Origin of the sequence: Myxococcus sp. AS-1-15 (genome assembly GCF_020037055.1) — a bacterium.
Classification (GTDB): domain Bacteria; phylum Myxococcota; class Myxococcia; order Myxococcales; family Myxococcaceae; genus Myxococcus; species Myxococcus fulvus.
In genome coordinates this window covers 1-21,936 of sequence record NZ_JAIQDF010000009.1, presented here as the reverse complement: position 1 = coordinate 21,936, position 21,936 = coordinate 1, and the positions used below count along the sequence as shown (strand labels likewise).

Genomic DNA, 21,936 nt, shown 5'->3' with positions numbered 1-21,936 from the left:
CCCCTCCGCGCCCCGAAACCCTTGAATGTCCAAATATTTTCCGTGAGATTGTCGCTGTTGCCCGGGAGCGGCCGCGTGACGTGGTCCCCGGGCCGGGAGCGCCCCGCATGCCCGCATCCGTGCTCATCGTCGATGACGAGAAGAACATCCTGCTGACCCTGAGCCAGTCGTTGCAGCTTGCGGGATATCAGACACATCTGGCGGCCAGCGGGCAGGTGGCGCTCGACGTGGTGAGCGCGCGGCCGGTGGACGCGGTGTTGATGGACGTGAAGATGCCGGACATGGATGGGCTGACGGCGCTCGCCCGGCTCACGGAGCTGCGGCCCGAGCTGCCCGTCATCATGATGTCGGGGCACGGCACCATCGACACGGCGGTGAAGGCGACGCAGCTGGGGGCGCGCGACTTCCTGGAGAAGCCCATCGCGCGGGAGCGGCTGCTGGTCGCGCTGCGCAACGTGCTCAAGCACCAGGCGGCGATGGAGGAGCTGCGCGAGCTGCGCGAGCAGCTGGGGCGCTACGACATGGTGGGCAGCGGCCCGGCCATGCAGCGCATCTTCTCGCTCATCCAGCGCACGGCGCCGTCCGAGGGGCGGGTGCTCATCACCGGTGAGAACGGCACGGGCAAGGAGCTCATCGCCCGGGCGCTGCACCAGAACTCGCGGCGCAAGGCCTCGCCGTTCGTGAAGCTCAACTGCGCGGCGGTGCCGCACGAGCTCATCGAGAGCGAGCTGTTCGGCCACGAGAAGGGCGCGTTCACGGGGGCGGTGAGCGTGCGCCGCGGCAAGTTCGAGCTGGCGCACGAGGGGACCTTGTTCCTCGACGAGATTGGCGACATGCCGCCGGCCATGCAGGCCAAGCTGCTCAGGGTCCTCCAGGAGGGGGAGCTGGAGCGGGTGGGCGGCGCGGAGACGCTCAAGGTGGACGTGCGCGTCATCGCCGCGACGAACAAGAACCTGGAGCAGGAGATTGGCGCGGGGCGCTTCCGCGAGGATTTGTACTACCGCATCAACGTCGTGCAGATTCACTCGCCGCCCCTGCGTGAGCGGCGCGAGGACCTGCCGGACCTCATCGGCACCTTCCTGCGCGAGGCCTGCGCGAAGAACGGGCGGCGGCCGTTGACGCTGTCCCCGGACGCGCTGGCGGTGATGAGCGCCTACGACTACCCCGGCAACGTGCGCGAGCTGCGCAACCTGGTCGAGCGGCTGGCCATCCTGTGCGAGGGCCCCGTCGTCACGCGCGCGGACGCGCTGGAGCTGCTGCCCCGGGGACGCGGCGTCGTGCCGCCTCCGATGGAGACGGTGGCCGCGCCGGCGTCCACGCTGGACTCGGCCGTGGTGGCCGCGGCGAGCACGCCCGCGCACGCGCTGGTGGCGCCCCCTCCCCCGACGTCGGCACCGGCCACCGTGGTGGGCTTCCGACCTCGCGCGGACAAGACCTTCCGCGAGCAGGTGGAGGACGCCGAGCGGGAGATCATCCTCTACGTGCTGGCCCATACCCACGACAACGTCACGGAGGCCGCCCGGCTCCTGGACCTGGAGCGGGGCCACTTCTACAAGAAGATGAAGGCCCTCGGGCTGCGGCGAGGCAGTTCTGACGCGTAAGCATTGGTATTCACTTGGGTCTCCTGGCCGGCCAGGACGGCCGGAATCTGTCGCGTGTTCACGGCGTGCTCAACTGGAGTACGTGCCACCAACTGGAGTGCATTGACTCGGCTGGCTTGGTAGTCGACGTCGCGGCCCACGTAGTAGGTCGCGGTGACGGCAGGGGTTGAGTGCCCCGCAAGTTGTTGCGCTGTCGCAATATCTCCACCGCTGTCCCGCAGCAGGTGGGTGATGAATGTCTTCCGGAGGGTGTGGAACGTCGTCCCCTCCGGCAGCACCACGCCAGCCCTCTTCGCGATGCGCCGAAGGAGGTTCGCCGTCTTCCACGACTTGCTCCGCATGCCCCCCTTCTTACGTTCCAGGGGCGACGGGAACACGAGCGCCGAGGTCGCCGTGGCGCGGGCCCTCTCAATCTCCGGCACGAGCGCTGGATGCAGCGGCACCACGCGCACCTTCGCTCCCTTAGTTGTCTGCCGCTCCCAGCTGCGCCGGAAGTGGATTGTGCCGTGCGGCCCCTCATCCAAGCGAAAATCAGTCCACAGAAGGCCGCCGAACTCACCCCGCCGCCCGCCAGTGAGCACCGCAAGAATCAGGAGTAGGCGATACGGGCCGGCCGCCTCGAGCAGAGCTTCGACCTGGACGCGGGACAACACCACCACATCGGCCGCAGCAACCGTAGGGCGTGGCACAGCGTTCCACGGGTTCTCGCGGGCACACCGCAGCCGGTTGACGCCGTACTTCCAAATGAGCCTGCCTCGGATGTGGAGCTGGCGGACGGTCGACTCGGCCTGCCCCGCGGCACGCGCCTTGACCAGCAGCGCTTCACAATCCGCCGGAGTCACATCGCTCGTGGGCTTGCTCTTGAAGTGGGCATCAAACCAGATCTTCACCTGGCTGCGCATCGGCGCCTGGCTGGAGAGGTGTGCGTGCGCTTCGAGGTACATCGCGTGCAGCTTGGTGCACGGGATGATGTCGAACTCCGCAGGCTCCAACCCCTTCCGGCGACGCTCCGACTTGATGTGGAGTTCCATCGCGTAGCGGGTCGCTGCCTCTTCCAGTTCCGCGCTGCACGCCTCCCGCCTGATGGCACCAGCCGAGTCCTTGTACCGGACGTGCCATGTGCCGAAGTCAGGAGCGCGACGATAGAGTCGTTTCCCCGCTGCGAGGACGGCCTCACCAGCCTTGTTCGGCCGAAAGAACGCTCCAGGCTTCATCGCTCACTCCCACGCTGCCGCCCAGCGACCCACGCCCGAACGGCGTCAGGGTCGAATCGATAGTTGCGAGGACCGAGCTCAATGAACGGGAACCCCGACCGGCGTCGGATCTGCTTCCAGACCCAGTCCTCACTCACGTTCAGAAATCGCGCGACATCGGCAGCGCGCCAGAGCCCCGCCTCCGGAACCACCACGAGCGGCCCACCGCCCTTGCTGCCAGCCCGACCGTCGTCATCACAGCCAACCATCACGTCACCCCCACTACTGTACGGGGAAGCAGTATTTGTGCCGACGCGAGAACAGGGGGCCGCCTGTCCAGGAACATGGTCACCGCTCGCTCACCCCTGGCCGGCGTCTGAAACACAGCCGAGCCTCGTGGCGACCACAGAAGAGAGCCAATACCAGCCACCAGACCCGCAGGCAACCGGGGGTGTGGAAACTGCTTGACGGCCGCGCGCGCACTCAGGGTGCCCGAGGATTCACCGTCCCGCATGACTCCCGTGATGTCTGGGATTGGGTGGCGCCGCAGTCCGCCAAACGAGACGGAAGCCCCCGATTGATACGCTGATACATCCAGCGTCATCACATCGGTCTGTCCCTGGCGGACGTCCATGAATCACCCCGAAAAAAGACGGCGCGCCGACGTCGTCGATGAGGAACCGCCGTCGTGCGCCGGAGCAGTGCCGGGGCGGTTTCGCGCCCGCGAACCTGCTCTACAAGCTGTCGGTGTGCTCGCTGCCTCATCGGTGCTGCTCAGCGAGGGTACGTCGGGGACAAGATGAGCCCGCGACGCGGGCCCTGTCAAGTCCAGCGTCAGTCGTCCGAGTGCGTGGAGTGCGTCTCTCCGTGCATCGGACACTCGTAGGTGCGGACGCAATCGCAGGCCACCGGCTGCCCGCGGCGGCAACACATCGCGCCGTCACGGCAAACGGCTTCCAGGACAACAGGGCGCCGCACTCTGGCGCGGTGCCGAGCTGCGCGCGCGGGGGTCATGGCCCCCTCCGGTCAATCCGGGTCGGGATCTTCATTGGCGCTCCGCCGCGAAGGCCGATGAAACACGCGCCCTCAGACTCGGCAGCGTTCTCCGGGCAGCACGGATTCGGCCGCTTATCAATCTTGACCCAACACCCTCCATGCAGGGGCTCGGCCGGGCTCCGGCAGGGCGGCAGATCCTGCCCTGGCAACGGCTCCTTGGGCACCTTGGTACACAGCGGCTTCCCCCCCATTGCGCGGACCGGCTGTCGGAACTCCACCAAGTCCGTCATGTACCGCGCGGAGTCATCTGCCATTGGGTAGGTGTACTCGACGCGCGCGGAGCCGCCGATGCCTGCAGCCACGTGGTCGACAGACCACGGCCACACCGCAGCCGCCACCGCAGCGACTGCCACGACATGAGGCAGCCACCACGGTGTGCGCGCCTGCACCTGCTGCACAGTGATCGAGACGACGGGCAGCGGCGGCGAGTACATGACCTGCCCCGTGGCAAGGTGGGCCCGGGCCTCGGGCTCGTCGAGCGCGCTCTCCGCGAGCGACGCTGCCAAGTCGAGCGCGTTGTGCACGTGCTCGACGCGCCCGGCGCGCAACTCCACGGAAGTGGCAGGTGACGGGGCTAGGTAAGTGGTGACGAGCACCTGCACGGCGCCCGTGGGCACCCGGAGGGGCGTCTCGCCCGTTGGCACCTCGAGGAGCGCGGGCATGCCGCTTCCCGGGTTCCGCGACAGGTAGACGCGCCCCCGCGCGAGCAGCCAGCGGAGTCGCGGGCCGAGCCCGTACGGCCCCTTCTTGGGGCGGCTCACGTGCCCCTGCCCTTCTTCGCCGCCGGCTTCTTCTTCGCCGCGCGCTCGGGCGGCGGAATTGCGGGGAGGTTGATTCTGCCGTTCGTCAGCTCGTCGGTGGTGATGAGGTGCTCGCACGCAGACATGAGCACGTCGTTGCTGCTCACCTTCTGCCGCGTCCGCTTCGACTTCTTGCCAGCGTCAGCCTCGCGCTTGGCGATGTGGGCCAACTTCGCCCACACCCACCGCGGTAGCCGCACGTTTCGCGGTGTCTCCTCGTCCCACGGTCCGACCGTCTTTCCGATCTCCACGTCTCCGGCCTCTCGTCTGCGGGCCTGCGCGCCCATGTGTGCCTCCGTCTTAGTGGTCCACCGAGGCGCGGCGCAATGCCGACGTCCTTGTGTTGACGCATGATTACGGTACCTAGACAAGGTTGTCGACTTAGAACATTGACATGGTACCAACTCGCGATTACGGTTCTCTTCATCGACGGACGGACGGGGCTCCCGGGAGGGAGAGCGGGGTTGGGCGGGCGCGAGCTGGGTGGCCAGCGAGGACGTCGGGAAGCGCAGCACCCACAAGGGGGAGCACATGGCGACGGACAGAGCTGTGACGACGGCGGAGCTGAGGAAGAGGGTTAAGGACGTGCTGGCGAGGCTGGACCACCTTGAGGCGTTCAGCGGGACGGAGGCGGAGTACGACGCCGCCAACGCTGAGGCGACGGCGCTCGGGGACCTGGCGGACGCGACCGAGCGCGCGGCGGGCCGACCGGGGTTGGACGAGCCCGAGCCCGCGAAGGCGTAGCGGCTCCCGGCCCCAGGTGATGAGCCTGGGCCCTCCTCTCATCGCAGCCCGCCCTTCGGGGCGGGCCCTTCCACCACAGGCTTATCGCCGCGCAGCGCGGCAACTGAAGGGGCAGCAATGGCGAACGACACGACGAACGACGGAGGGAAGCAGCCGCCCCCGGAGCCGAGGGAGTCCCTCCAGACGCTTCTCGCGTCCATGGAGCACCACGGGACTCCCGAGTCCTGGCCCGATGGGCTCTACGAGCAGTTGCAGCTCGCAGCCCTGCACCAGGAGGAGGATGCGACGGAGGGAGACGGCGAGGACGACGCCATCGTCGCGGCGGCTCGTGAGATGTACGGGAGCACGGAGATCGAATTCGACAGCGAGCCGAAGGTGTCCATCGGGGAGGACGGCGCATTCGTGAGCGCGTGGGTCTTCGTCCCGAACTCCTCGCTGCCGATGCGTGACGACTGAAGTGCACCGCTGAAGTAGTCCCCGCCGGGCGCATCCCGGCAACCCCTCAATCACCTCTGAGCTGAATGGAGGCTCGACATGAGCCTGATGGCGGAGCTTTGTCGTGTGGTCGATGAACGCGAGGACCCGGGTCCCTGGCTCCGGCGCACGACGCATGCGGTGGCAGACGCTCTCCGCAGCGCACCCAGGCTGAAGACGTGGCACGTCGAGCGCGGGCTCTACGTGTCCGCGCTGCTGGGCGCGGTCTGGGGGGAGCACCGGGACACGCTCGGGCTGCCCATTCCCCCCACGGGCATCTTCGCAGCCCTGGGGCTGAGCCCGGTGACGGTTGGGTGGCTCGCGGTCGTGATGTTGGCGGTGTCGCTGTTGGACGCCGTCTACGGGGCGGAGCTGGACAGCATCGCCGCCCGGGAGAGTGAGCGGGCCGAGGCGGAGGGGCGCGAGCCCATCCAGGTGGAGTGCACGCCGCGAGCTGCACTGCTCCGTCGACGTCAGCCCTGGATGTCGCTGGGCCTGCTGGCGTACGCCTTCGGCTGGGTGGGCGCCGTCGGCTTCGCGTGGCGCCTGGGCTACCCGCTCTGGCGCCGTTGGTGGCGGAACCGCTACCCGCTGGGCCGCGAGGTGCGCCCGTGAGCGCCGACCAGATGGTGCTCGAGTTGGGCACGGAGGACACCGAGGTTCGAGACGCGTTCGCGGATGGCTTCATGTACGTGCTGGTGAGCAGGCCCGAGCGGTCCGCCGGCCACCGCGATTCGATGGTGTGCGGAGGCAATGCGGCGGACGCATCCGGAATGGTCCGCTGGGTGCACGTCATGTCGAAGCCCGCCGGCGGCGAGGTGCGAGGCTACGCCCTGGTCGGCGACGAGCTTCGCCTGCGCCTGCCCGCGCACCCCGAGAGCTGGCCCGAGGTGGATGCCGAGGTGTGCAAGCGCCTCGAGTGCGCTCGGGTGGTGACCAGGACCGAGCGCGAGTGCGCGGAGTCGCAGACCCATTCCGGGCATGAGGTCGGGCCGTGAGCTGCGTGGGCGAGCTGGCTGACTGCTGTGCGCGACTCCGGACGCTCAGGAAGTGGTGGCGCCCCGAAGAGGTGGACGTCATCGCGGCGTGTATCGAGGAGGCAGAGCAGCTCCCCGAGCGCGAAGCCACGGAGCGTGAGGCGCTGCGCGTGGCGGAGGACGAGCTGCGCGAACTCGTGCCCAACGGGACCGACGCCACCCAGTCGCGGTGGCGCGAACTGCAGCGCCGAGTGACGGCCGCGAGGAAGTCCCTCAACGACCTGGCCGTGGCGTCGAGCGCCCTCTACGCGGCACTCGGCGTCGAGCTGTGGTGGGCGCGCACCAACCACTGGCGCGAGGGCGTCGAGAACGCGAACGCGCACGGCCGCTGAGCGTCGGACCCATCAGGTAGTCTTCTGTTTAGTAGACCTATCAAGTCAGCATGGATGCCACGCGCACACGGAGCACCCCGAGAAGAGCTGGGTGCTCTGCGAGCGCGAGGACGGACACACGGGCCCGCATCGGTGGCGGGACCACGAATGGACCGACGCGGTGGATGACTCCACTGCGGTGGAACGCGAGCTGATTCGCCGCGCCGAGCAGGACGCGGGCGAGCGCTACGAGTGAGGAGAGCAGCATGGCGGACGGAAGCAGCGAGCTGAGTGTCGGGGGCGGTTGGAACGAGGAGCGTCGAGCACTGGTGCGGCGAACCATCTGCCCTCGTGGAATCAGCGAAGACGAGTTCATGCTCTTCATGGAGCAGTGCAAGCGCAGCGGGTTGGACCCGCTGCTCAAGGAAGCCTTCTGCGTCGCCCGGAGGCAGAACGTCGGAAACCGGGAGCGCCCCAACTGGGTGACGAAGCACGAGTTCCAGCCCTCCGAGGCCGGGATGCTCGCCCGCGCGGAGCGCTTCCCGGACTTCAGGGGCATCCAGGCCAGTGCGGTGTTCGCCGAGGACGACATCACCCTGGACCAGGGCCAGGGCCAGGTGGTGCACCGCTTCAACCCCGCCAAGCGCAAGGGCGCGTTGGTGGGCGCGTGGGCCCGGGTGGTGCGCGACGGGAAATTGCCCGTCGTGGTGTGGCTGGACTTCAGCGGCTACGTCCAGCAGACGCCGCTGTGGGCCAAGATTCCCATGACGATGATCGAGAAGTGCGCCCGGGTGGCCGCCCTGCGCAAGGCGTACCCGGAAGCCTTCGGCAGCCTGTACGTGCGTGAGGAGCTCCCTGCGGACGAGTTCTCCCTGGCTGAGGAGCCGCCTCCAACCTCTTCCGTGGTCGTTGAAGAGCCCACGAGCCCGGCAATCAGCCCTGCCCTTCTCCCAGAGAAGACGGCCACGCGCGAGGCCGCGGAGCTGGCCGCCACTGGCATCACCGCGAAGGCGAAGGAGTCCGTGGCGTCTACCAGGGCCCCTTCCCCTGCGCCGACAGCGCAGGCGACCCAGCCCGTTCCGCCCACCCCGAGGAACTCTGCCGCCCTCGTCGCCTTCGGCCCCTGCAAGGGGAAGCTCGTCGGCGAGCTGTCGGACGAGGAGGTGACGGACGCCATCAACCTCGCCAACGAGAAGCTGGCCGAGCAGCCCCGGGCCCGGTGGGCGAAGGCCATGCGAGAGAACCTCCAGGTGCTCGAAGCCGAGTTCTCCTTCCGCGAAAGCCAGCAGCAACCTCGCCAGCCGGGCGAGGACGACTGACACGCGCACGCGTCGAGTCCTCGGCCCGGGACTCCGCGCGCACCCCGTGCCCGTCCGGGCGGGGCCTCTACGTGGCCAGCGCGGGTGAACCCCAAGAAGTCGAGTGAAAGCTCGGCTCCCGAGGCGGCCGATCAGCACGCGCGCCAGCCACACCTGCTGGGCATTGGGCCCGGCAGGCCATTCACGGCGCGAAGTCGCGCCATGCGGTGACCGGTCGGTTTCCCCCTTCCGGCCGGTCACCGCGCCTCTTGCAGTCGCAGCACCGCAGCACCTCACCACGCACGCACACCGGCTCGGTCCGAATGTCTCGGACAGCGGGCACTCCCCTCGTACGCCCAGAGGTCCCCACATGAGGCTGTTGTTCCTGTTGTTGTCGCTCGCTGCCACCGCCGCGAGCGCCGCCCCACCCACCATCAGCTCGAGCGAGCTGGTGGGGTTGTCCGTGCCTGTGTGCACGGGCGACGGAATCCCGTCCACCCTCTGCGGAGGGCGAGACGTCGTCTACTACGGCGGCCGCATCTGGACGGGAGTAGTCGACGAGCCCGTGTTCGAGCAGGCCATGCTCGTCCGGGCCGGGACGGTCGTCATCGTCGGCACGTCCGCCCAGGTGACTGCCGCAGCGAGGCCGAGTCGCTACCTAGTCAACCTCCAGGGCCGCGTGGTGCTGCCTGGGCTGGTGGACGCCCACTCGCACGTCGCCATGCTCGCGCTCAAGCGCTGGACGGTGGGCCCTCACCCGTCGACGTGGGCACCTACGGGCGGCCCGTCCATGACGGACATCGCCGCGCTCGTCGGCCCACGTGCCGCCACCGCGCCGCCGGGCGAGCCCATCGTGGTGTTCTACGGCGCGCAGCTCTACGGCGAGTTGCGCGCCGCCGGCATCACCGCCCGCGCCTTCCTCGACGCCTTGGCGCCGCGCAACCCGGTCTACGCGCTGGAGTGGTCGGGCCATGCCCAGGCTGTGAACTCCGTGGCCCTGGACGAGTCGGGGCTCCGCGACTACCAGCCGGACCCGTACGGCGGCTGGGTGGGCCGTGACGCGCTCGGGCGACACAACGGGCTCCTCCAGGAGTTCGCGGTGCTGCCCGCAGTGGAGATGCTGAGCAGCCGCATCAGCGACGCCGAGTACGTCGTCCAGCACGACGCGTACGCCGCAGCGAGCGCGGCCCGAGGACTCACCACCACCGCCAACGTCGTCTTCGTCTACTCGGACGAACGCGACCGCGACATCCGCGCCGCCATGCGCCGCCCAGGCGCCATGGTGCCCGTGTGCATCATCACCCACTCGGGCAAGCTCTGCTCGGCAGGTCCGGACGGAGTGGTGCGCCGCAAGGTGTTCGCGGACGGGACGCCCGTCGCGAGAAGCGCCTTCGTCTCCATCCCGTACCTGCCCACCGCGGCGATGCCCGAGGGCTTCCCCGCCAACACCGGCCTGGGGCTGCGCAACATGAGCGAAGCCCAGTTCGACTGGGCCCTCCAGGACACCGTGACTCGCGGCGGGCAGCTCCTGGTGCACGCCATCGGCGACGCCGGTGTCGAGCAGACGCTGTCGCGGCTGGAGGCGCGTCCCGACGTCGACTGGAGCGGCAAGGTGACGCTCGAGCACGCCAACATGGCCAGTCCCAGCCAGGTGGCGCGCGCGGCTGCCCTCGGAATCACCTTCGTACGCGAGGGGACGCACCTGGTGCTGCTGCCTCCGATGATGATGGAGGTCAACGACCCGGCGCTCTACGCGCAGGCCGAGCCACTCCGCTCGCTCTACGCGGCCGGCGTGCCGCTGGCGCTGGGCTCCGACGCCTTCGGCTCGGACCCGCTCGACACAGGCGTGCCGGTGGCACCCAACCCCTGGCTGGACGTCATGTTGACGGTGGTCAACCCGTACTACCGCCAGGAGGCCATCAGCGTGGCCCAGGCACTGGGCGCGTACACCCGCGGGTCCGCGCGGGCGCGTCTGCTCCCCAACCTGGGCACGTTGGCCCCGGGCAAGGACGCCACGTTCTTCTTGCCCTCGGTGGACCCGTTCTCGGTGACGCCGGACGTGCTGCCCGCCATCACCTCGTGCCTCACCGTGGTGAGCGGCTCCAAGGCACACCTCGACCGCGGGTGCTTCGGCGTGGGGGTGCTCCAGTGAGGGCCCGCTACCTGATGGTGGCACTGATGCTCTGCGCGGCCGGCTGCAAGACCACCACGCAGGCGAAGTGCAGCGCGCTCCGGACGCAGTACGACAGGAGCCACGCATCCTGCAACGACTGCCTCGATGACCTCGAGGTGCATGGTGATGAGTCCGTCTGCACGCCGCTCTGCGAGGCGCCCTGCAAGGCCGGGAGTGGCGCCGTCGGAGCCTGCTCGGAGGCGGCGCGAGAAATCGCCGCTGAGCGCGAGAAGGCGAAGGCAACCAAGAAGGACTGACGTCCCCTGATTCGCGCGCGGGCCCAGCGGCACGCGTCGCCCGCGCCACCTGCTGGCTCAAACCAATCCAAAACATGGAGCATGCCTTGAAGAAGGCCATTGTGCTGTTGATGTTGTTCGCCTGGGCGCCTGTCGCGCTCGCCGCTCACCCGCCACTCACCCAGACCAGCAACATCCCGGGGCTGAAGCGCGTCTACTCGGAGGTCATCTTCTCGAACTCCAAGCGCCTGCTGTCGACACTGACCAGCGCCTTCCGGAACCGAGTGGATATGTCGTCACCCCTTGCGATGGAGGACATCCAGTGCGCCATGGCGAAACTCGGCGCTGGGTTCGCGCAGGACATGATGTTGAACCCGCCCAAGGGGCTGAGCCCGGATGACATCAAGGGGCTTCCCGATGCCGTAGCTCACTACCGCGCGCTCGAGGAGCAGTTCTGCCGGCCGCCCCCCGGGGCCTCCGTGAACCGCGGGGAGGAGCTCGTCAAGCTGTTCATCAAGAGGAACACCGAGGGCACGTCCCAGGCGAAGAGCATCACCAAGAAGTACGAGTCGCGAGCCGAGCAGCTCGCGGATGACGGCTCCTCGGTGAGCGCCGGCCAGATTGCGCTCGCTGTCGCCATCGCCGTCGCCATCCTCGCGAAGGAAGCCGTCCCGGTCCTCCCGTAGCCCTCTGACTCACGCGCGGGCGGTGCAGTACGGGCCGCCCGCGCTCCTCTCTGCTGTGCCCGAGGTGAAACGTGACGCAGGACGAGATGCGAAAAGCTGTGGAGGCATTCAAGTTCGGGCCGCCCTTCTCGCTGCTGGACTTCCAGGTGGAGCTGCAGCACGACGATGGAGTCCACGTCTTCGTCCGTGTGAGCGCCGCCTTCGCAGAGCGGGAGTCAGGGGATCTTCGGCGCGCCCGATTCACGAAGCGCCTGGCGTACGGCGAGCTGGACCGTCCGGCGCTGCTGGCCTCGCTTCGCGAGGTGTTGCGGAGCTTCATCTTGCACGAGTTGGACGAGTCCATCGTTGTTGACGGTGCGCGGGTGTTCGACCCCCACGATCCGGGCTCGTCTGCCGCTGACATCGCAGCCCTCCAGGCCCAGCTTGAGTTGCTGGCTTCCTCTTCTCCGTTTGCGAACCCCGAGGTGATGGCGATGACGTGTGAAGCGAAGCTGCTGCCGAAAGCGGAACTGGAGGAGGCGATGGAGCCATTGAGCGCCGACGCTGAGAGCCGCGTCTGCGGGCACATCGCGGCCCTCGCCACTGAGGCGGCCAAGGTGCCGGCGTTGGAGGCATGGCGCGAGGCGATGCTGTCCGCGCTCGCCACGGGACTGGACTACACGCCGACGGCCGCCGAGGCGCCGAACCGACTCAGGGGAATCATCACGGACGCCGCGGCCGCCGAGCAGCGGGCGGTGGACGCCGCGGCCGAGGGCGACGCCTCCATGTCGCGCGTCGCCGAGATCAACGCGGCCCTGGATGACGTGTTCTCGAAGGTGGTGGAGGAGCGCCGGGCCCGAGACCAGAAGGTGGATGAGCTCCGTTCCGAGGTCGAGCAGGCTCTGTCGGTGGAGCGTCACGCATTGGACGCGCTCTACCACGCTGTTCGCGCCGGGCGGCAGGGCCGCGCCATGGAGTCCGTACTCGGCTCGGTGGAGCGGGTCGTCAAGGCCAGGGCCATCTCCCAGCCCCAGCCCGCCCCGGCACAGGTGTCCGAGGACGCTGTGCTCGCGGAGGCCGAGCGCGGCTACAAGCAGAGCAAGGCCGAGGGGATGTCCTCGGCGGTGGCGAGGGAGCACGGCGTCATCGCTGCTCTCGCGCTGCGCCCCACCACCACCCCACCCGCGTTGGTGGATGCGGTGGGGCGCGTCCTGCCGGCCCTAGCGCACGTCGAGCGCGTCGCCGATGGGCGCGTTGCTCAGGCGCGTGCGGACCTCCTAGAGGCCGTCGCTTCGCTCCGTGCCGCCTACGACGCGGCCCGCGCCGCGGCTCCCGAGGCGCCGGAACTGGTGGCTGCGGTTGCTCCCCTGGCCGAGGAAATTCGGAAGGTCGAGTCCGGCCCCCGATCCATCGTTCCCCCGTGGCAGGACTTCGACTGGAACCTCCAGCTCCGGAGCGTGGACTGGGTGGCCATCCGCGTCGCCTACGACGCCGCGAGGGCCCGTCACGCGACGCGCGAGCAACCTCCCGCGGACACCACGCCCATCGCGCCGCCGCCGCAGCGCCCTCGCACCATGACGCCCGTGCCGGCCGTCCCTGCGCTCACGGACGCCCCCTCCGCGCCCGAGGTGGTGTGGGAGGCGCCCGGGAGCATCCGCGTTGTCGGGCCGCGTGGCGCGGAGCATGCCGAGGCGCGCGGACTGGATGGGGAGTGGTACGAGCTCAACGTCGGGCCCTGGCCCTATCTCCTGGCTCGCGCCCTGGCCGAGGCGGTGCGAGAGCTGGACTCGCGGCTTCGCGCGTACCCCCGGCTGGTTGACTCCGTTCGGACAGCCCTGGGACACCTGCGTGCCAGCCCCACGGGGCGAGTGGGCGAGGCCATCACCATGCTGTCCGAGGCGCTGACGGGAGTCCCGCATGCGTAGGTCAGCTAGACGGTTCGCCTCAAAGACGAGCGTCCCCGTCTACAGGTCGCGGGCGCAGATTGAGGAGTTGCTCGACCAGCACGGCGCGGACCCACGCCAGACGTCGGAGAGCCGAGAGCGCGGCGAGGCGGTGGTCACGTTCCGCCTGCATGACCGCATCGTCCGGTTCCGGATGCCGTTGCCGCAGGTCGATGCCTTCACCACTCGCAAGCTACGAGGACGCACCGTGCCGGCGAGCGCGGAGCAGCAGCGCACCGCCTACGAGCGGGCGTGCCGCGAATCCTGGCGCGCGCTGCACGCCGCGCTGAAAGCGAAGTTCATCTCGTTGGAGGGCGGCATCGAGACGTTCGAGCAGGCGTTCCTCGCGCACGTGGTGACGGCCGACGGGCGCACCGTGGGCGAGCACGTCCTTCCCGCGCTGGAGGCGTCATACCGGACGGGCAAAGTGCAGCCCCTGCTCCTGCCCGGGGAGGCGCCGAAGCCATGAGCCCGTCGACCATCGCCAGCATCGTCGGCTGGGCCCTCTTCGTCGCCGGCCTGGCCGTCCTCGTCTACTCCCGTGTGCTCGCAGACAAAGAGCACGAGCAGCGGCAGGTTGAGCAGTTCCTGCGGGAGCGCCGCGAGCGACTGGAGCGCGAGCGGTGAGCGTCCACGACATCAACGCCCGCGGGCCGTACCGCTTCACGCGCGCGGGGCGCGACGTCTACCACATGCCCCTCGCGCGCCCGTGGTCCTCGGCCCTCACTCACCACGGGATGTGGAGCCTGTTCGTCACCGACCAGGAGCCCGCGCGCCAGGGCGTTCCCGGCCGCCGGTTCCCCCTCCACCCGCCGGAGAGCGTCCTGGGGCACTGGCTCGCCATCTACGCCACCGCCGCGTACGACGCGGACGCGGTTCGGTGGCTCCGCGAGGCACGCGGCCTGGAGGCGCCTGCTGGCGACGTGTTGCCCGCCGAGTCGTACGTCGCCATGGCACGGCTCGCCGAGGTGAGCACCATCGGCAACGACTCGCGCAGCTTCGGCCGCGACCCATGGTGGGCACCCGCAGGCTCGCCGTACTGCCGGGGCACCATCGCGTGGTGGCTTGAAGAGATGGTGGTGTTCGAGCCCCTGCCCGCAGCGCAGGCCGGACGCCTCACCTACGTTGACCAGGAGCTGCTCCCCGAGCTCCGTGAGCGCGTGCGGCTCGCCAAGGACAGATTCTGGCGTCCCGAGGTCTATCCCGTGCCGCTGGCGCTCCCACTGCTCGCTCCGGAGCCCGCGCCACCACCTGCCCCACCGCAACACCAGGTCAAGCCGCCGCGGCGCGAGCTGCCGGCCAACGACGCCCCCGTCCCTCCCATGGGGCCCGTGCAGCAGCTCGGACTCTTCGGGGAGCCTGGGCCTGCCACGGCGCCCGACGCGCGCTCGAGCACCGAGTCCCCCACGCCACCCTACGCGTCTCCCGCCGAGCTGCTCGACGCCAGAACCCCGTGCGGCACCCCACCGTCGGTGCTCCTGGCCGCCACCGCGCGCGTCCTCGCCCTCCTCGCGGACGGAGCCCGCCACGACTTCCGCGAGGTGATGGCCGCCGCCGGCGACGACCTCAAGGGGCGGAACCTCTACCACCGGGTGACGGCATGCCCAGCTGAGGGCGGCCCGCTCGCGCCGTGGAAGGTCCCCGTCACAGTGGCAGGCGATGGACAGGGGAGGTGCTGGTTCACCGCCCGGGGCGCGAGCACCGAGAACAATGGCGGCACGTCATGATGAGGCACACCCTCACCAAGGCGCTGGAGATGGTTCGCGCCCGCGTGGCGTCCGGCGACCCAGACCTGCACACCGCCCTTTACTTCGTCGCGCGCTCGCGCCGGCTGTTTCCCGAACCCACCGCCGCGCTCTCCGAGAAGGCCGTTGTCCTCATGGACAAGCTCCTGGATGGCATCCGCTACGACGCCACGCCGCAGGAGATGGACAGCCCCTTCCCTGCTGGCCCGACCGAACAGCAGCTCCTTTCCTACCGCGGCTGGATGGAGGCATGCCTCACCGCACGACGGAACATGGCACCTCCAGGCAGGGGCGGGCTGGGACTCGACACGTGGAGCGACGTGGGCGGGCTAACGCGACTCCAGGGCCTCGGACTCGTAACGTTGGCGCTCGAGCGACTGGCCCGCATGCCGGAGTTCGGGGCGGGCCCGCTCTTCCCTGGTGTGCAGGGCTGACATGGCCGGCTATACTCCTTGAGAGGTATGGTTGCCGCTGGCGTCGATGAGAGACAACCACCCCTCCAGTTCCCCTCCGTCCGCTGTTAGCTGCGCTCGCCGTCCGCCGCTGGCTGCGCTCCGCCGTCCGCTGCTGGCTGCGCTCCGCCGTCCGCTGCTGGCTGCGCTCCGCCGTCCGCTGCTGGCTGCGCTCCGCCGTCCGCCGCTGGTTTTGTGCGCCCATTAGCGTTTGCCGCCACCCCCCTTGTTGTTGCGACAGTGGAAAGCCCAATCGTAATTGACACCGAGTGCGACACAACAGCATCACGCGGATAATTCATGTCTCGATTACTCTCACTATCGCCATTTCGGAGCTGATCATAATCAAACCCCACCCACAACAAATCCCCCAAGAGCCCCACGGCAACTCCAGGATAGGGCCTCCGAATTTGACTTGGGGAATACTCAAATGCCGACCCTCTCACCCTCACCTTCGACGAATCAGTAATCAACGGCTTAGAAAAATAAACCGAGAAACTAACAAGATCGTACCACGCCCAAAACCGAACCCCAGCCGCAAACGTAGCAGTCAGGTCGTGATTGTTCACATAGCGCCCCAGGCCACTACTGCCGCTCGCAAAACTCTTCCCAACAGGGAGTTCTACGAGGGGCTCAATTGCGTACTCCCCCTCCAAACCGCCCTCCCCTCCCATGCATATAGCAGTAGCACACCGCGCACCCCGACTTGTCTCGGTCACCTCCGCAAACCGGCGCAATCCACATCCAAAAGAAAGCACTCCCCCCAGAAGAAGCGCCAATCCAAATCCAATTCTCATAGGAAAGAAACCTCACACCCCTGCGAAGAGCCCGCAGCCCTAACCCTCGCCACCGATCCTGCCGCGACACCACGAACCAAAAAGAGCGTCCGATAAAACCCACCGGCACTGGTCTCCTCAACAACATCAACCGCCAAGGGGACCCCTAACGCCGACTCGAACACCAAGCGTGGTCTGGGAACGCTCAACCCGCGACAGTCGTAAACCCGGACGTCCACCAATGCCCCCTCCTCGCCAACCGAAACAACGGTCGCAACAAGGTTTGTCGGGACAGGAGGGATTATCACATCGCCCCTAGATCTAAACAACTCCACCGAACCTGAAGGCGCAACTGAAGCCACGACACCGAACCGAGCTCCCTGCGTAGACACACACAGCGGAGTCAATTCACTCAAAGCAGACGAGGGCGAAATAAACTGATTCGACTTCACCACACCCGGAGAGGACTCACAGGGAGCGCCTCCTCTAGGATTTGCAAAATACACCGACTGCCCCGTCTGAGCATCAATCTCCAAATCAACAGGAATTGACCTTATCAGCACTGACGGGATCCCGCCATCCGCCGACATAAGCGCCGACTGGACAAAGGCCGACTGCTTATATAGGCACGGCGCTGACACAGCACCGCACGCAAGAGTACCGGCCACAAGCTCCGGCTCCAACGTGGTCACGTCGACACGCAGGATCGAATCACTTGAAATACCATTCTCAATCGAGATTACAGCCGGCCGACAAATCCCGTCCCTACCGCCCGAACGAATAGCAATGCTCGACCGAGTCCCCCTGCGGACACGATCTGGCACCAACCGCACATTGAACCTTGCAGTACCGTCTGCACCAAGGATGCACTGCAGAAACGAAGTCGAGCGCTGCTGACACCCAACATCAGGCTCCATCACCAACGGTGTTTCGGAAGCAGGCTCTCGAACTACGCCACCATCGGCTACGGAAACAACCCTTGCGCAACTGTCGAACGAAACATCAAAGTGAACGCCCTCCAACGGCCGACTGTCCCGTTTTCGCGTGCCAACAATCGTGAAAGCGCCGTACCCGTCTGCACTCCCGCCATCTGCCGTGGCCAATCCCAACTCCAGAACCAAGTAGTCCGGAGTAATAACCGCCTCATCACTCTCTAAATTAAACGTCTCAAAATGCATATCCTCCAAGAGACATCCCTGCATCAGGAGCAACGGCGCAAGCAGCAATGCCAACCACCTCAGACGGATTCGACTCCACGCCGCATCAAATGCTCTTTGATTCATTCTCTCCCCCGCACGCCCTCCATAGCACTCCAATTGCAGCAAACTCAACTATGCATCCCAACCCCAGCCCTTACCCTTCAAGAGCCCCCCGGAACACACAAGCCCGACATTGCTCACATCGAACCACAGTCCGAGACCGATAGGCCGCCTGTGCTTCTCAAACCCCATCGCCCGAAGGGAAGGGAGTGGAGGAAGCATATGCATTTACCCTGTGCGCTCAGTCGAGTTCCTGGATCTCGCCTCCTGTGTCTGGGAAGTTGTCGCCTCGGCGGACATGCCGAACTGACGACGTCTCAGGGGCGAGAGCAGGAAGGACGTAGTGCCGTACGCGGATGCATTCAAGACGCAGCTGGTGAAGCGCTACCCAGCTTGAACTGCGTGGCGCGTGCTGGGTGCAGGCGCAGGCCCCCACGGGCGCGGCCAAGGGCATCGTGGAACTCGAGGGGAAATTCTACGCGCCAGCCGCCCGGGACCACGCCGCCAACGGGTAGGCGCCCCGCCGCTGCCGTTGCCGTGGCCCTGATGTACCCTCCGCGCCATGCCACACGACCGCGTCACACGCGCGCGCGAATTCCTGGTGCGCCTCAAGACCTCCACCCCGCGAGAGCTGGTCGACCTGCTCGACAGCGTCGAGCCCGAGCTCCGGATGTTCTTCGAGGACCACACGAGCGAGCTGCTTGAGGACGTAGCCCCTCTCCTCCCCGAGGAGTCCCGCGAGGCCGTGCTCGACGAAGTGCTGTCGCTGATGGTTCTGGGCTACCTGGTGCGCGCGAACGAGGAGGATGCTCCGCCGCGCCCGCCCTCCGTGCTCGCGTAGCGGCCCACGTAACATCCGCAGCGTCCCGCGTTCCCAGGGCATGCCAAACGCCTTCCGCTGTCCGGCCTGCGGATGCCCGCTCCTCACGCGTGCTGATGGACTGCTGGCCTGTCCGAGGGAGGACAAGCCCCGTCATCGCCCGCGTCAACCCGGTTGCCTGTACCGCCCGGGGCGAAACGGACGCCTCCGCCGGGTGCCAACCCGACCACCTCCACCAATCGATGCCATACCACTCAGGTGGTACAGCGCCCGACCGCCGAACGGGTGAAAGTCACCCCTCCCGGCCAGGCCTCCTCATGGGCCTTGATATGCGCACGTCACGTGCGCATATTCATCCCGTCACCCAAAGGGGACTCATGACCTCGCAGCCGCTGTCGCTGGACGTCACGCTGCCCGCTCTCGTCGGTTCGCCCAAGCAGGTGGAGTGGGCCTCGAAGGAGAGGGACAAGCTCATCAAGTTGGCCCTCGGCCGGCTCTCGTCGCCGGCCTCCCGCGCCGCCCATCTCCGTGCCCACCCCGAGGAGCAGGCTCTCTTCCTTCGGGTCCTCGGAGAGGTCGTAGTGTCGCACGCGGACGCGCGCTACTGGATTGACCTTCGGGGCGACGTCCTCACGATGCTCCAGGAGATGCGCCCGGGGCTGACGGTTGGGCTCGCTGCCCTCCAGGCGGAGGTGGGCACATGAGCGCGGAGACGAGTGTGCCGGTGAAGTGGGAGCGTGACGTGCCGGCCGAGCGACTCCTCTCAGAGTTCATGGACGTGGACCGCAAGGGGTGGCTCAGCCGCTCCGGGGGACGCGTCGTCCTCCTTGCCGATGACGGCACCGTCATCCCTCCTGGTGAGTCCCGTCCGCTCCTCGTGGGCGAGCACCTCAACTTCGCTGGGGCAGTTGACCTCTACCTGGTGCTGACGGAGGACCAGCTCGCTCTGGTTGAGGAGGCGCGCCGCGCCAACTACCCCATCGCCGAGGTTCGGTCGGGGCTCGTAGGTGCGCCGGAGGGAGAGTCCTCGCTGGCCCGCGACTTCCGCGCCCTCTCCTGGCTGTCCTCCACTGACGGATGCACGCCCCAGGAACTGGGTGCGCTGCTGACGATGCAACCACGTGGCGTGCAGGCGTGGATTGGCCAGCGCATCCGGGACGGGCTCGACGTCCAGCGGGAGCAGGACGCCAGCGACAAGCGCAAGGTGCGGCTCCGCGTCAGCAAGGAGTCCCTCCGGCGCGCGCTGGACTTGTACTGACGATTTCCGCGAGGGGTTTCGTCGCCGGTGGCGTCTCCCCTGGTGGAGTCTTCGCGGCCCGCTGTGGCCGATGCCTTCGGGCACTTCCCACATGCCTCCGCACGGGGCGAGGAGAGCAAATGAACGCGCTGGACGCAGGCGCAGTCCGGACTCAGTCACCGCCCACGTCGCGGGCCTGAAGGACACCCCCATGGAGATTCTCAACTGGCCCGGCCCACCGCCCGCGGCCCGCGGATACTGGCGACGCGGCAGCGCCGACGCGACCCTGACCGCCATGCGCCAGGACTTCGAGGCAGGCCGCCTCGCTCCCGCCCTCTACGACCTGGCCTTCGGCTCACTCCCCTTCCTCGCTCTCGAGGATGCCTTCGCCGCGAGCGAGACGCTCCGCCTGGACGACGCCCTCTCGGCCCCGCGCTTCACGGCGACCCTCGACCGAGTAGCAGGCAGTCCGGAGCACCAGCACCAGTACAAGGTCCACGCGATGGAGTTGTGGTTCCGCCTCGCCTACGAGCGCGCGGGCAGCCACGACTACGAAGTGGCGCCTGGACTTGCCCAGCGCCTGCGCCACACCGAGCTGCGCGGACTCACGACCGACGACCTCCACCTGCCGCACCCGTGCCTGCTCATTCGGGTGCCTTTGGAGGCTGCGCTGACGCTTCCCGACAGCGACGGCTCGTCCCTCCCGGTGACGGGGATGCTTCTCGCCGAGGAGCCGGAGCCAGGACGGTGCTGGCGCATCTGCGTTGAGGCGCGGCGTCCTGACGGGGCCCGGACGCTCAACCTCTTCTCGGTGGGGCTCTCGGAAGGGCGCATGCTGGAGGACGCCCTCACCGAGCACGCGGCGAAGACAGGCGAAGCCCCCCACGGCGACTGGCGAGCCCTCTGGGACTGGGCCATGAACGTCGCCCTCTACTCGGCCAGCGGGGGAGTGCGGGAAGAGGTGTGGCACAACCGCGAAGCACGGCAGCTCCGCGAGCGCATGGAGAAGCTCCCCAAGGGGGAGAAGCGCGACAAGCTCCGCGCGAAGCTGAAGGGAATGGACCCGCAGCGCCGCATCATCCTCGGCCGCGGTGTCCCTCCCGTGGAACGCCCTCCCGAGTCCGCGGGCACCGGACATCCGCTCGTCGTCCGCGTGCGCGTCTCCGGGCACTGGAAGCGCCAGGCACACGGCACCGAGCGCCGCGAGCGGAAGCTCATCTGGGTGCAGCCCTACTGGCGCGGACCGGACGACGGCACAGCGCCAGTCACGACGACGCACGAGATCCGGTAGCCCCCTCCAGCAGAGGGCCCCGTGGGCGCGAGCAAGTAGTCAATGCGCTCATCCCGAGGCTGGTGACCTACGCACGGCCCTGGGCGAGCATCAAGGCGACACGTCGATGCCTGTGGAACGAGCGCCCGCTCCTCGGCGAGGCGGGCCCGTGATGTCAACGGCGACAATCTCCGACTCGTCCAGCTCTTTCGCCAGTCGCTCGACGACGCGCTCACTCACCGCCACCACGGTCGGACAGACCCTCGCGAAATCGGTGGAGGGCACGTCGTCCAGCCGCAACTCGTTCAGGGGAGGAAGTGCTGCGCCGCCCACGCGGCCGCAAGTCCTGCAAGGCGTACCGTCGCTCCCTCCGCGAATGCTCCCTCCAGGTCGAACCTCCAGCTCCAGCAGCTCGGCCACTCCAGGCCGTGCCTTGAACCGCGTCGGGACCGGGATGGCCCCCGTGAGTCCCTCAAGCCGAGCAGCAACGGGCGGCTGGACGAGGATGATCCACGGCATGTGGATGGACACAGGGGGAAACTTCCCGCTGGCCTTCCCCGTCAGCGCTCCGAACCCTGTACCTGGCCCAACGACTGCGCCCGCCGGCACCAAGGGCAACACTCGCTGCCGCAGGCCTACGAACTCGTCCCAGGGCACGCACCGAGCCCGCTCGAAGTCGCGCTTGCCCGGCAACGAGGAGAGGTCGACCGTCGGGTAGTCGTGACCGACACCACTCCATGCGTCCTTGCAGGTCGGACACTCGACGCCGGGCAACACCCACTGCCGACCGAGGTGGTAGCCCCCGGACCACTTCGACCGCTCCACATCGCGTCGCTCCGTCAGCGT

Annotated in this window: 25 protein-coding genes; 20 read left to right on the top strand and 5 right to left on the bottom strand. The window is 68.0% G+C overall.

The window, feature by feature from the left end; all coding sequences use genetic code 11:
- Positions 1-107: 107 nt before the first annotated feature.
- Positions 108-1,601, top strand: coding sequence for a sigma-54 dependent transcriptional regulator (locus K8625_RS23515; RefSeq protein ID WP_223783978.1), 1,494 nt, complete (start codon positions 108-110; stop codon positions 1,599-1,601).
- Here the strand turns inward: K8625_RS23515 and K8625_RS23510 are convergent.
- The 4 genes from K8625_RS23510 to K8625_RS23500 form a co-directional block, all read right to left on the bottom strand.
- On the bottom strand, positions 1,550-2,815 hold the full coding sequence (locus tag K8625_RS23510; protein ID WP_223783977.1) for a site-specific integrase: 1,266 nt from the start codon (positions 2,813-2,815) through the stop codon (positions 1,550-1,552). The genes K8625_RS23515 and K8625_RS23510 overlap by 52 nt on opposite strands.
- Entirely contained in the window at positions 2,812-3,063 is a 252-nt protein-coding gene (locus K8625_RS44520; RefSeq protein WP_370641956.1) for a helix-turn-helix transcriptional regulator, read from the bottom strand. Before K8625_RS44520 ends, K8625_RS23510 begins: the two co-directional genes overlap by 4 nt.
- A 741-nt stretch (positions 3,064-3,804) precedes the next feature.
- Positions 3,805-4,512 carry a hypothetical protein gene (locus K8625_RS23505; protein ID WP_223783976.1) on the bottom strand — a complete coding sequence of 236 codons (708 nt, stop codon included), beginning with the start codon at positions 4,510-4,512 and terminating at the stop codon, positions 3,805-3,807.
- Between the two features lie 95 nt (positions 4,513-4,607).
- Positions 4,608-4,850: a hypothetical protein gene (locus K8625_RS23500; RefSeq protein ID WP_223783975.1), complete on the bottom strand. Its 243-nt coding sequence runs from the start codon at positions 4,848-4,850 to the stop codon at positions 4,608-4,610.
- 331 nt (positions 4,851-5,181) lie between these two features.
- Here K8625_RS23500 and K8625_RS23495 point away from each other — a divergent pair, with 331 nt between their 5' ends.
- The 19 genes from K8625_RS23495 (at position 5,182) to K8625_RS23405 (ending at position 21,111) form a co-directional block, all read left to right on the top strand.
- The gene (locus K8625_RS23495; RefSeq protein WP_223783974.1) at positions 5,182-5,394 is read left to right on the top strand and encodes a hypothetical protein; all 213 of its coding nucleotides are present in this window, start codon (positions 5,182-5,184) and stop codon (positions 5,392-5,394) included.
- Between the two features lie 117 nt (positions 5,395-5,511).
- Entirely contained in the window at positions 5,512-5,850 is a 339-nt protein-coding gene (locus K8625_RS23490; protein WP_223783973.1) for a hypothetical protein, read from the top strand.
- 159 nt (positions 5,851-6,009) lie between these two features.
- Positions 6,010-6,483 (top strand): hypothetical protein, encoded by a 474-nt coding sequence (locus tag K8625_RS23485; protein ID WP_223783972.1) that lies wholly within the window; start codon positions 6,010-6,012, stop codon positions 6,481-6,483.
- A complete protein-coding gene (locus K8625_RS23480; protein ID WP_223783971.1) occupies positions 6,480-6,866 on the top strand; it encodes a hypothetical protein in 387 nt (128 codons plus the stop codon). Before K8625_RS23485 ends, K8625_RS23480 begins: the two co-directional genes overlap by 4 nt.
- Positions 6,863-7,237 carry a hypothetical protein gene (locus K8625_RS23475; protein ID WP_223783970.1) on the top strand — a complete coding sequence of 125 codons (375 nt, stop codon included), beginning with the start codon at positions 6,863-6,865 and terminating at the stop codon, positions 7,235-7,237. Before K8625_RS23480 ends, K8625_RS23475 begins: the two co-directional genes overlap by 4 nt.
- A 91-nt stretch (positions 7,238-7,328) precedes the next feature.
- The gene (locus K8625_RS23470) at positions 7,329-7,472 is read left to right on the top strand and encodes a hypothetical protein (protein ID WP_223783969.1); all 144 of its coding nucleotides are present in this window, start codon (positions 7,329-7,331) and stop codon (positions 7,470-7,472) included.
- 10 nt (positions 7,473-7,482) lie between these two features.
- Positions 7,483-8,535 carry a phage recombination protein Bet gene (bet, locus tag K8625_RS23465; RefSeq protein WP_223783968.1) on the top strand — a complete coding sequence of 351 codons (1,053 nt, stop codon included), beginning with the start codon at positions 7,483-7,485 and terminating at the stop codon, positions 8,533-8,535.
- Between the two features lie 349 nt (positions 8,536-8,884).
- Positions 8,885-10,666 (top strand): amidohydrolase, encoded by a 1,782-nt coding sequence (locus tag K8625_RS23460; RefSeq protein WP_223783967.1) that lies wholly within the window; start codon positions 8,885-8,887, stop codon positions 10,664-10,666.
- The gene (locus K8625_RS23455) at positions 10,663-10,944 is read left to right on the top strand and encodes a hypothetical protein (RefSeq protein ID WP_223783966.1); all 282 of its coding nucleotides are present in this window, start codon (positions 10,663-10,665) and stop codon (positions 10,942-10,944) included. The genes K8625_RS23460 and K8625_RS23455 overlap by 4 nt, the downstream gene beginning before the upstream one ends.
- Positions 10,945-11,030: 86 nt before the next feature.
- Positions 11,031-11,609, top strand: a complete 579-nt coding sequence (locus tag K8625_RS23450) for a hypothetical protein (RefSeq protein WP_223783965.1) — start codon at positions 11,031-11,033, stop codon at positions 11,607-11,609.
- Positions 11,610-11,707: 98 nt separating this feature from the next.
- Complete coding sequence (locus tag K8625_RS23445) at positions 11,708-13,513, top strand: hypothetical protein (RefSeq protein ID WP_223783964.1); 1,806 nt, start codon at positions 11,708-11,710, stop codon at positions 13,511-13,513.
- On the top strand, positions 13,506-14,000 hold the full coding sequence (locus K8625_RS23440; RefSeq protein WP_223783963.1) for a hypothetical protein: 495 nt from the start codon (positions 13,506-13,508) through the stop codon (positions 13,998-14,000). Before K8625_RS23445 ends, K8625_RS23440 begins: the two co-directional genes overlap by 8 nt.
- Positions 13,997-14,158 (top strand): hypothetical protein, encoded by a 162-nt coding sequence (locus K8625_RS23435; protein WP_223783962.1) that lies wholly within the window; start codon positions 13,997-13,999, stop codon positions 14,156-14,158. The genes K8625_RS23440 and K8625_RS23435 overlap by 4 nt, the downstream gene beginning before the upstream one ends.
- Positions 14,155-15,258 carry a hypothetical protein gene (locus K8625_RS23430; RefSeq protein WP_223783961.1) on the top strand — a complete coding sequence of 368 codons (1,104 nt, stop codon included), beginning with the start codon at positions 14,155-14,157 and terminating at the stop codon, positions 15,256-15,258. The genes K8625_RS23435 and K8625_RS23430 overlap by 4 nt, the downstream gene beginning before the upstream one ends.
- Positions 15,255-15,710, top strand: a complete 456-nt coding sequence (locus K8625_RS23425) for a hypothetical protein (RefSeq protein ID WP_223783960.1) — start codon at positions 15,255-15,257, stop codon at positions 15,708-15,710. The genes K8625_RS23430 and K8625_RS23425 overlap by 4 nt, the downstream gene beginning before the upstream one ends.
- Before the next feature lie 2,654 nt (positions 15,711-18,364).
- Positions 18,365-18,604 (top strand): hypothetical protein, encoded by a 240-nt coding sequence (locus tag K8625_RS23420; RefSeq protein ID WP_223783959.1) that lies wholly within the window; start codon positions 18,365-18,367, stop codon positions 18,602-18,604.
- 356 nt (positions 18,605-18,960) lie between these two features.
- Complete coding sequence (locus K8625_RS23415) at positions 18,961-19,287, top strand: hypothetical protein (protein ID WP_223783958.1); 327 nt, start codon at positions 18,961-18,963, stop codon at positions 19,285-19,287.
- Complete coding sequence (locus tag K8625_RS23410; protein ID WP_223783957.1) at positions 19,284-19,841, top strand: hypothetical protein; 558 nt, start codon at positions 19,284-19,286, stop codon at positions 19,839-19,841. The genes K8625_RS23415 and K8625_RS23410 overlap by 4 nt, the downstream gene beginning before the upstream one ends.
- Positions 19,842-20,031: 190 nt before the next feature.
- The gene (locus K8625_RS23405) at positions 20,032-21,111 is read left to right on the top strand and encodes a hypothetical protein (RefSeq protein ID WP_223783956.1); all 1,080 of its coding nucleotides are present in this window, start codon (positions 20,032-20,034) and stop codon (positions 21,109-21,111) included.
- 90 nt (positions 21,112-21,201) lie between these two features.
- Here K8625_RS23405 and K8625_RS23400 read toward each other — a convergent pair.
- Positions 21,202-21,936, bottom strand: a 735-nt coding sequence (locus K8625_RS23400) for a double-CXXCG motif protein (RefSeq protein ID WP_223783955.1), incomplete at its 5' end; no start/stop codon positions are given.

Coding starts and splice junctions, on each gene's coding strand:
- K8625_RS23515 (WP_223783978.1), top strand. CDS start 108: ATGCCCGCATCCGTGCTCATCGTCGATGACGAGAAGAACATCCTGCTG.
- K8625_RS23510 (WP_223783977.1), bottom strand. CDS start 2,815: ATGAAGCCTGGAGCGTTCTTTCGGCCGAACAAGGCTGGTGAGGCCGTC.
- K8625_RS44520 (WP_370641956.1), bottom strand. CDS start 3,063: ATGGTTGGCTGTGATGACGACGGTCGGGCTGGCAGCAAGGGCGGTGGG.
- K8625_RS23505 (WP_223783976.1), bottom strand. CDS start 4,512: ATGCCCGCGCTCCTCGAGGTGCCAACGGGCGAGACGCCCCTCCGGGTG.
- K8625_RS23495 (WP_223783974.1), top strand. CDS start 5,182: ATGGCGACGGACAGAGCTGTGACGACGGCGGAGCTGAGGAAGAGGGTT.
- K8625_RS23490 (WP_223783973.1), top strand. CDS start 5,512: ATGGCGAACGACACGACGAACGACGGAGGGAAGCAGCCGCCCCCGGAG.
- bet (WP_223783968.1), top strand. CDS start 7,483: ATGGCGGACGGAAGCAGCGAGCTGAGTGTCGGGGGCGGTTGGAACGAG.
- K8625_RS23460 (WP_223783967.1), top strand. CDS start 8,885: ATGAGGCTGTTGTTCCTGTTGTTGTCGCTCGCTGCCACCGCCGCGAGC.
- K8625_RS23440 (WP_223783963.1), top strand. CDS start 13,506: ATGCGTAGGTCAGCTAGACGGTTCGCCTCAAAGACGAGCGTCCCCGTC.
- K8625_RS23435 (WP_223783962.1), top strand. CDS start 13,997: ATGAGCCCGTCGACCATCGCCAGCATCGTCGGCTGGGCCCTCTTCGTC.
- K8625_RS23425 (WP_223783960.1), top strand. CDS start 15,255: ATGATGAGGCACACCCTCACCAAGGCGCTGGAGATGGTTCGCGCCCGC.
- K8625_RS23415 (WP_223783958.1), top strand. CDS start 18,961: ATGACCTCGCAGCCGCTGTCGCTGGACGTCACGCTGCCCGCTCTCGTC.
- K8625_RS23410 (WP_223783957.1), top strand. CDS start 19,284: ATGAGCGCGGAGACGAGTGTGCCGGTGAAGTGGGAGCGTGACGTGCCG.
- K8625_RS23405 (WP_223783956.1), top strand. CDS start 20,032: ATGGAGATTCTCAACTGGCCCGGCCCACCGCCCGCGGCCCGCGGATAC.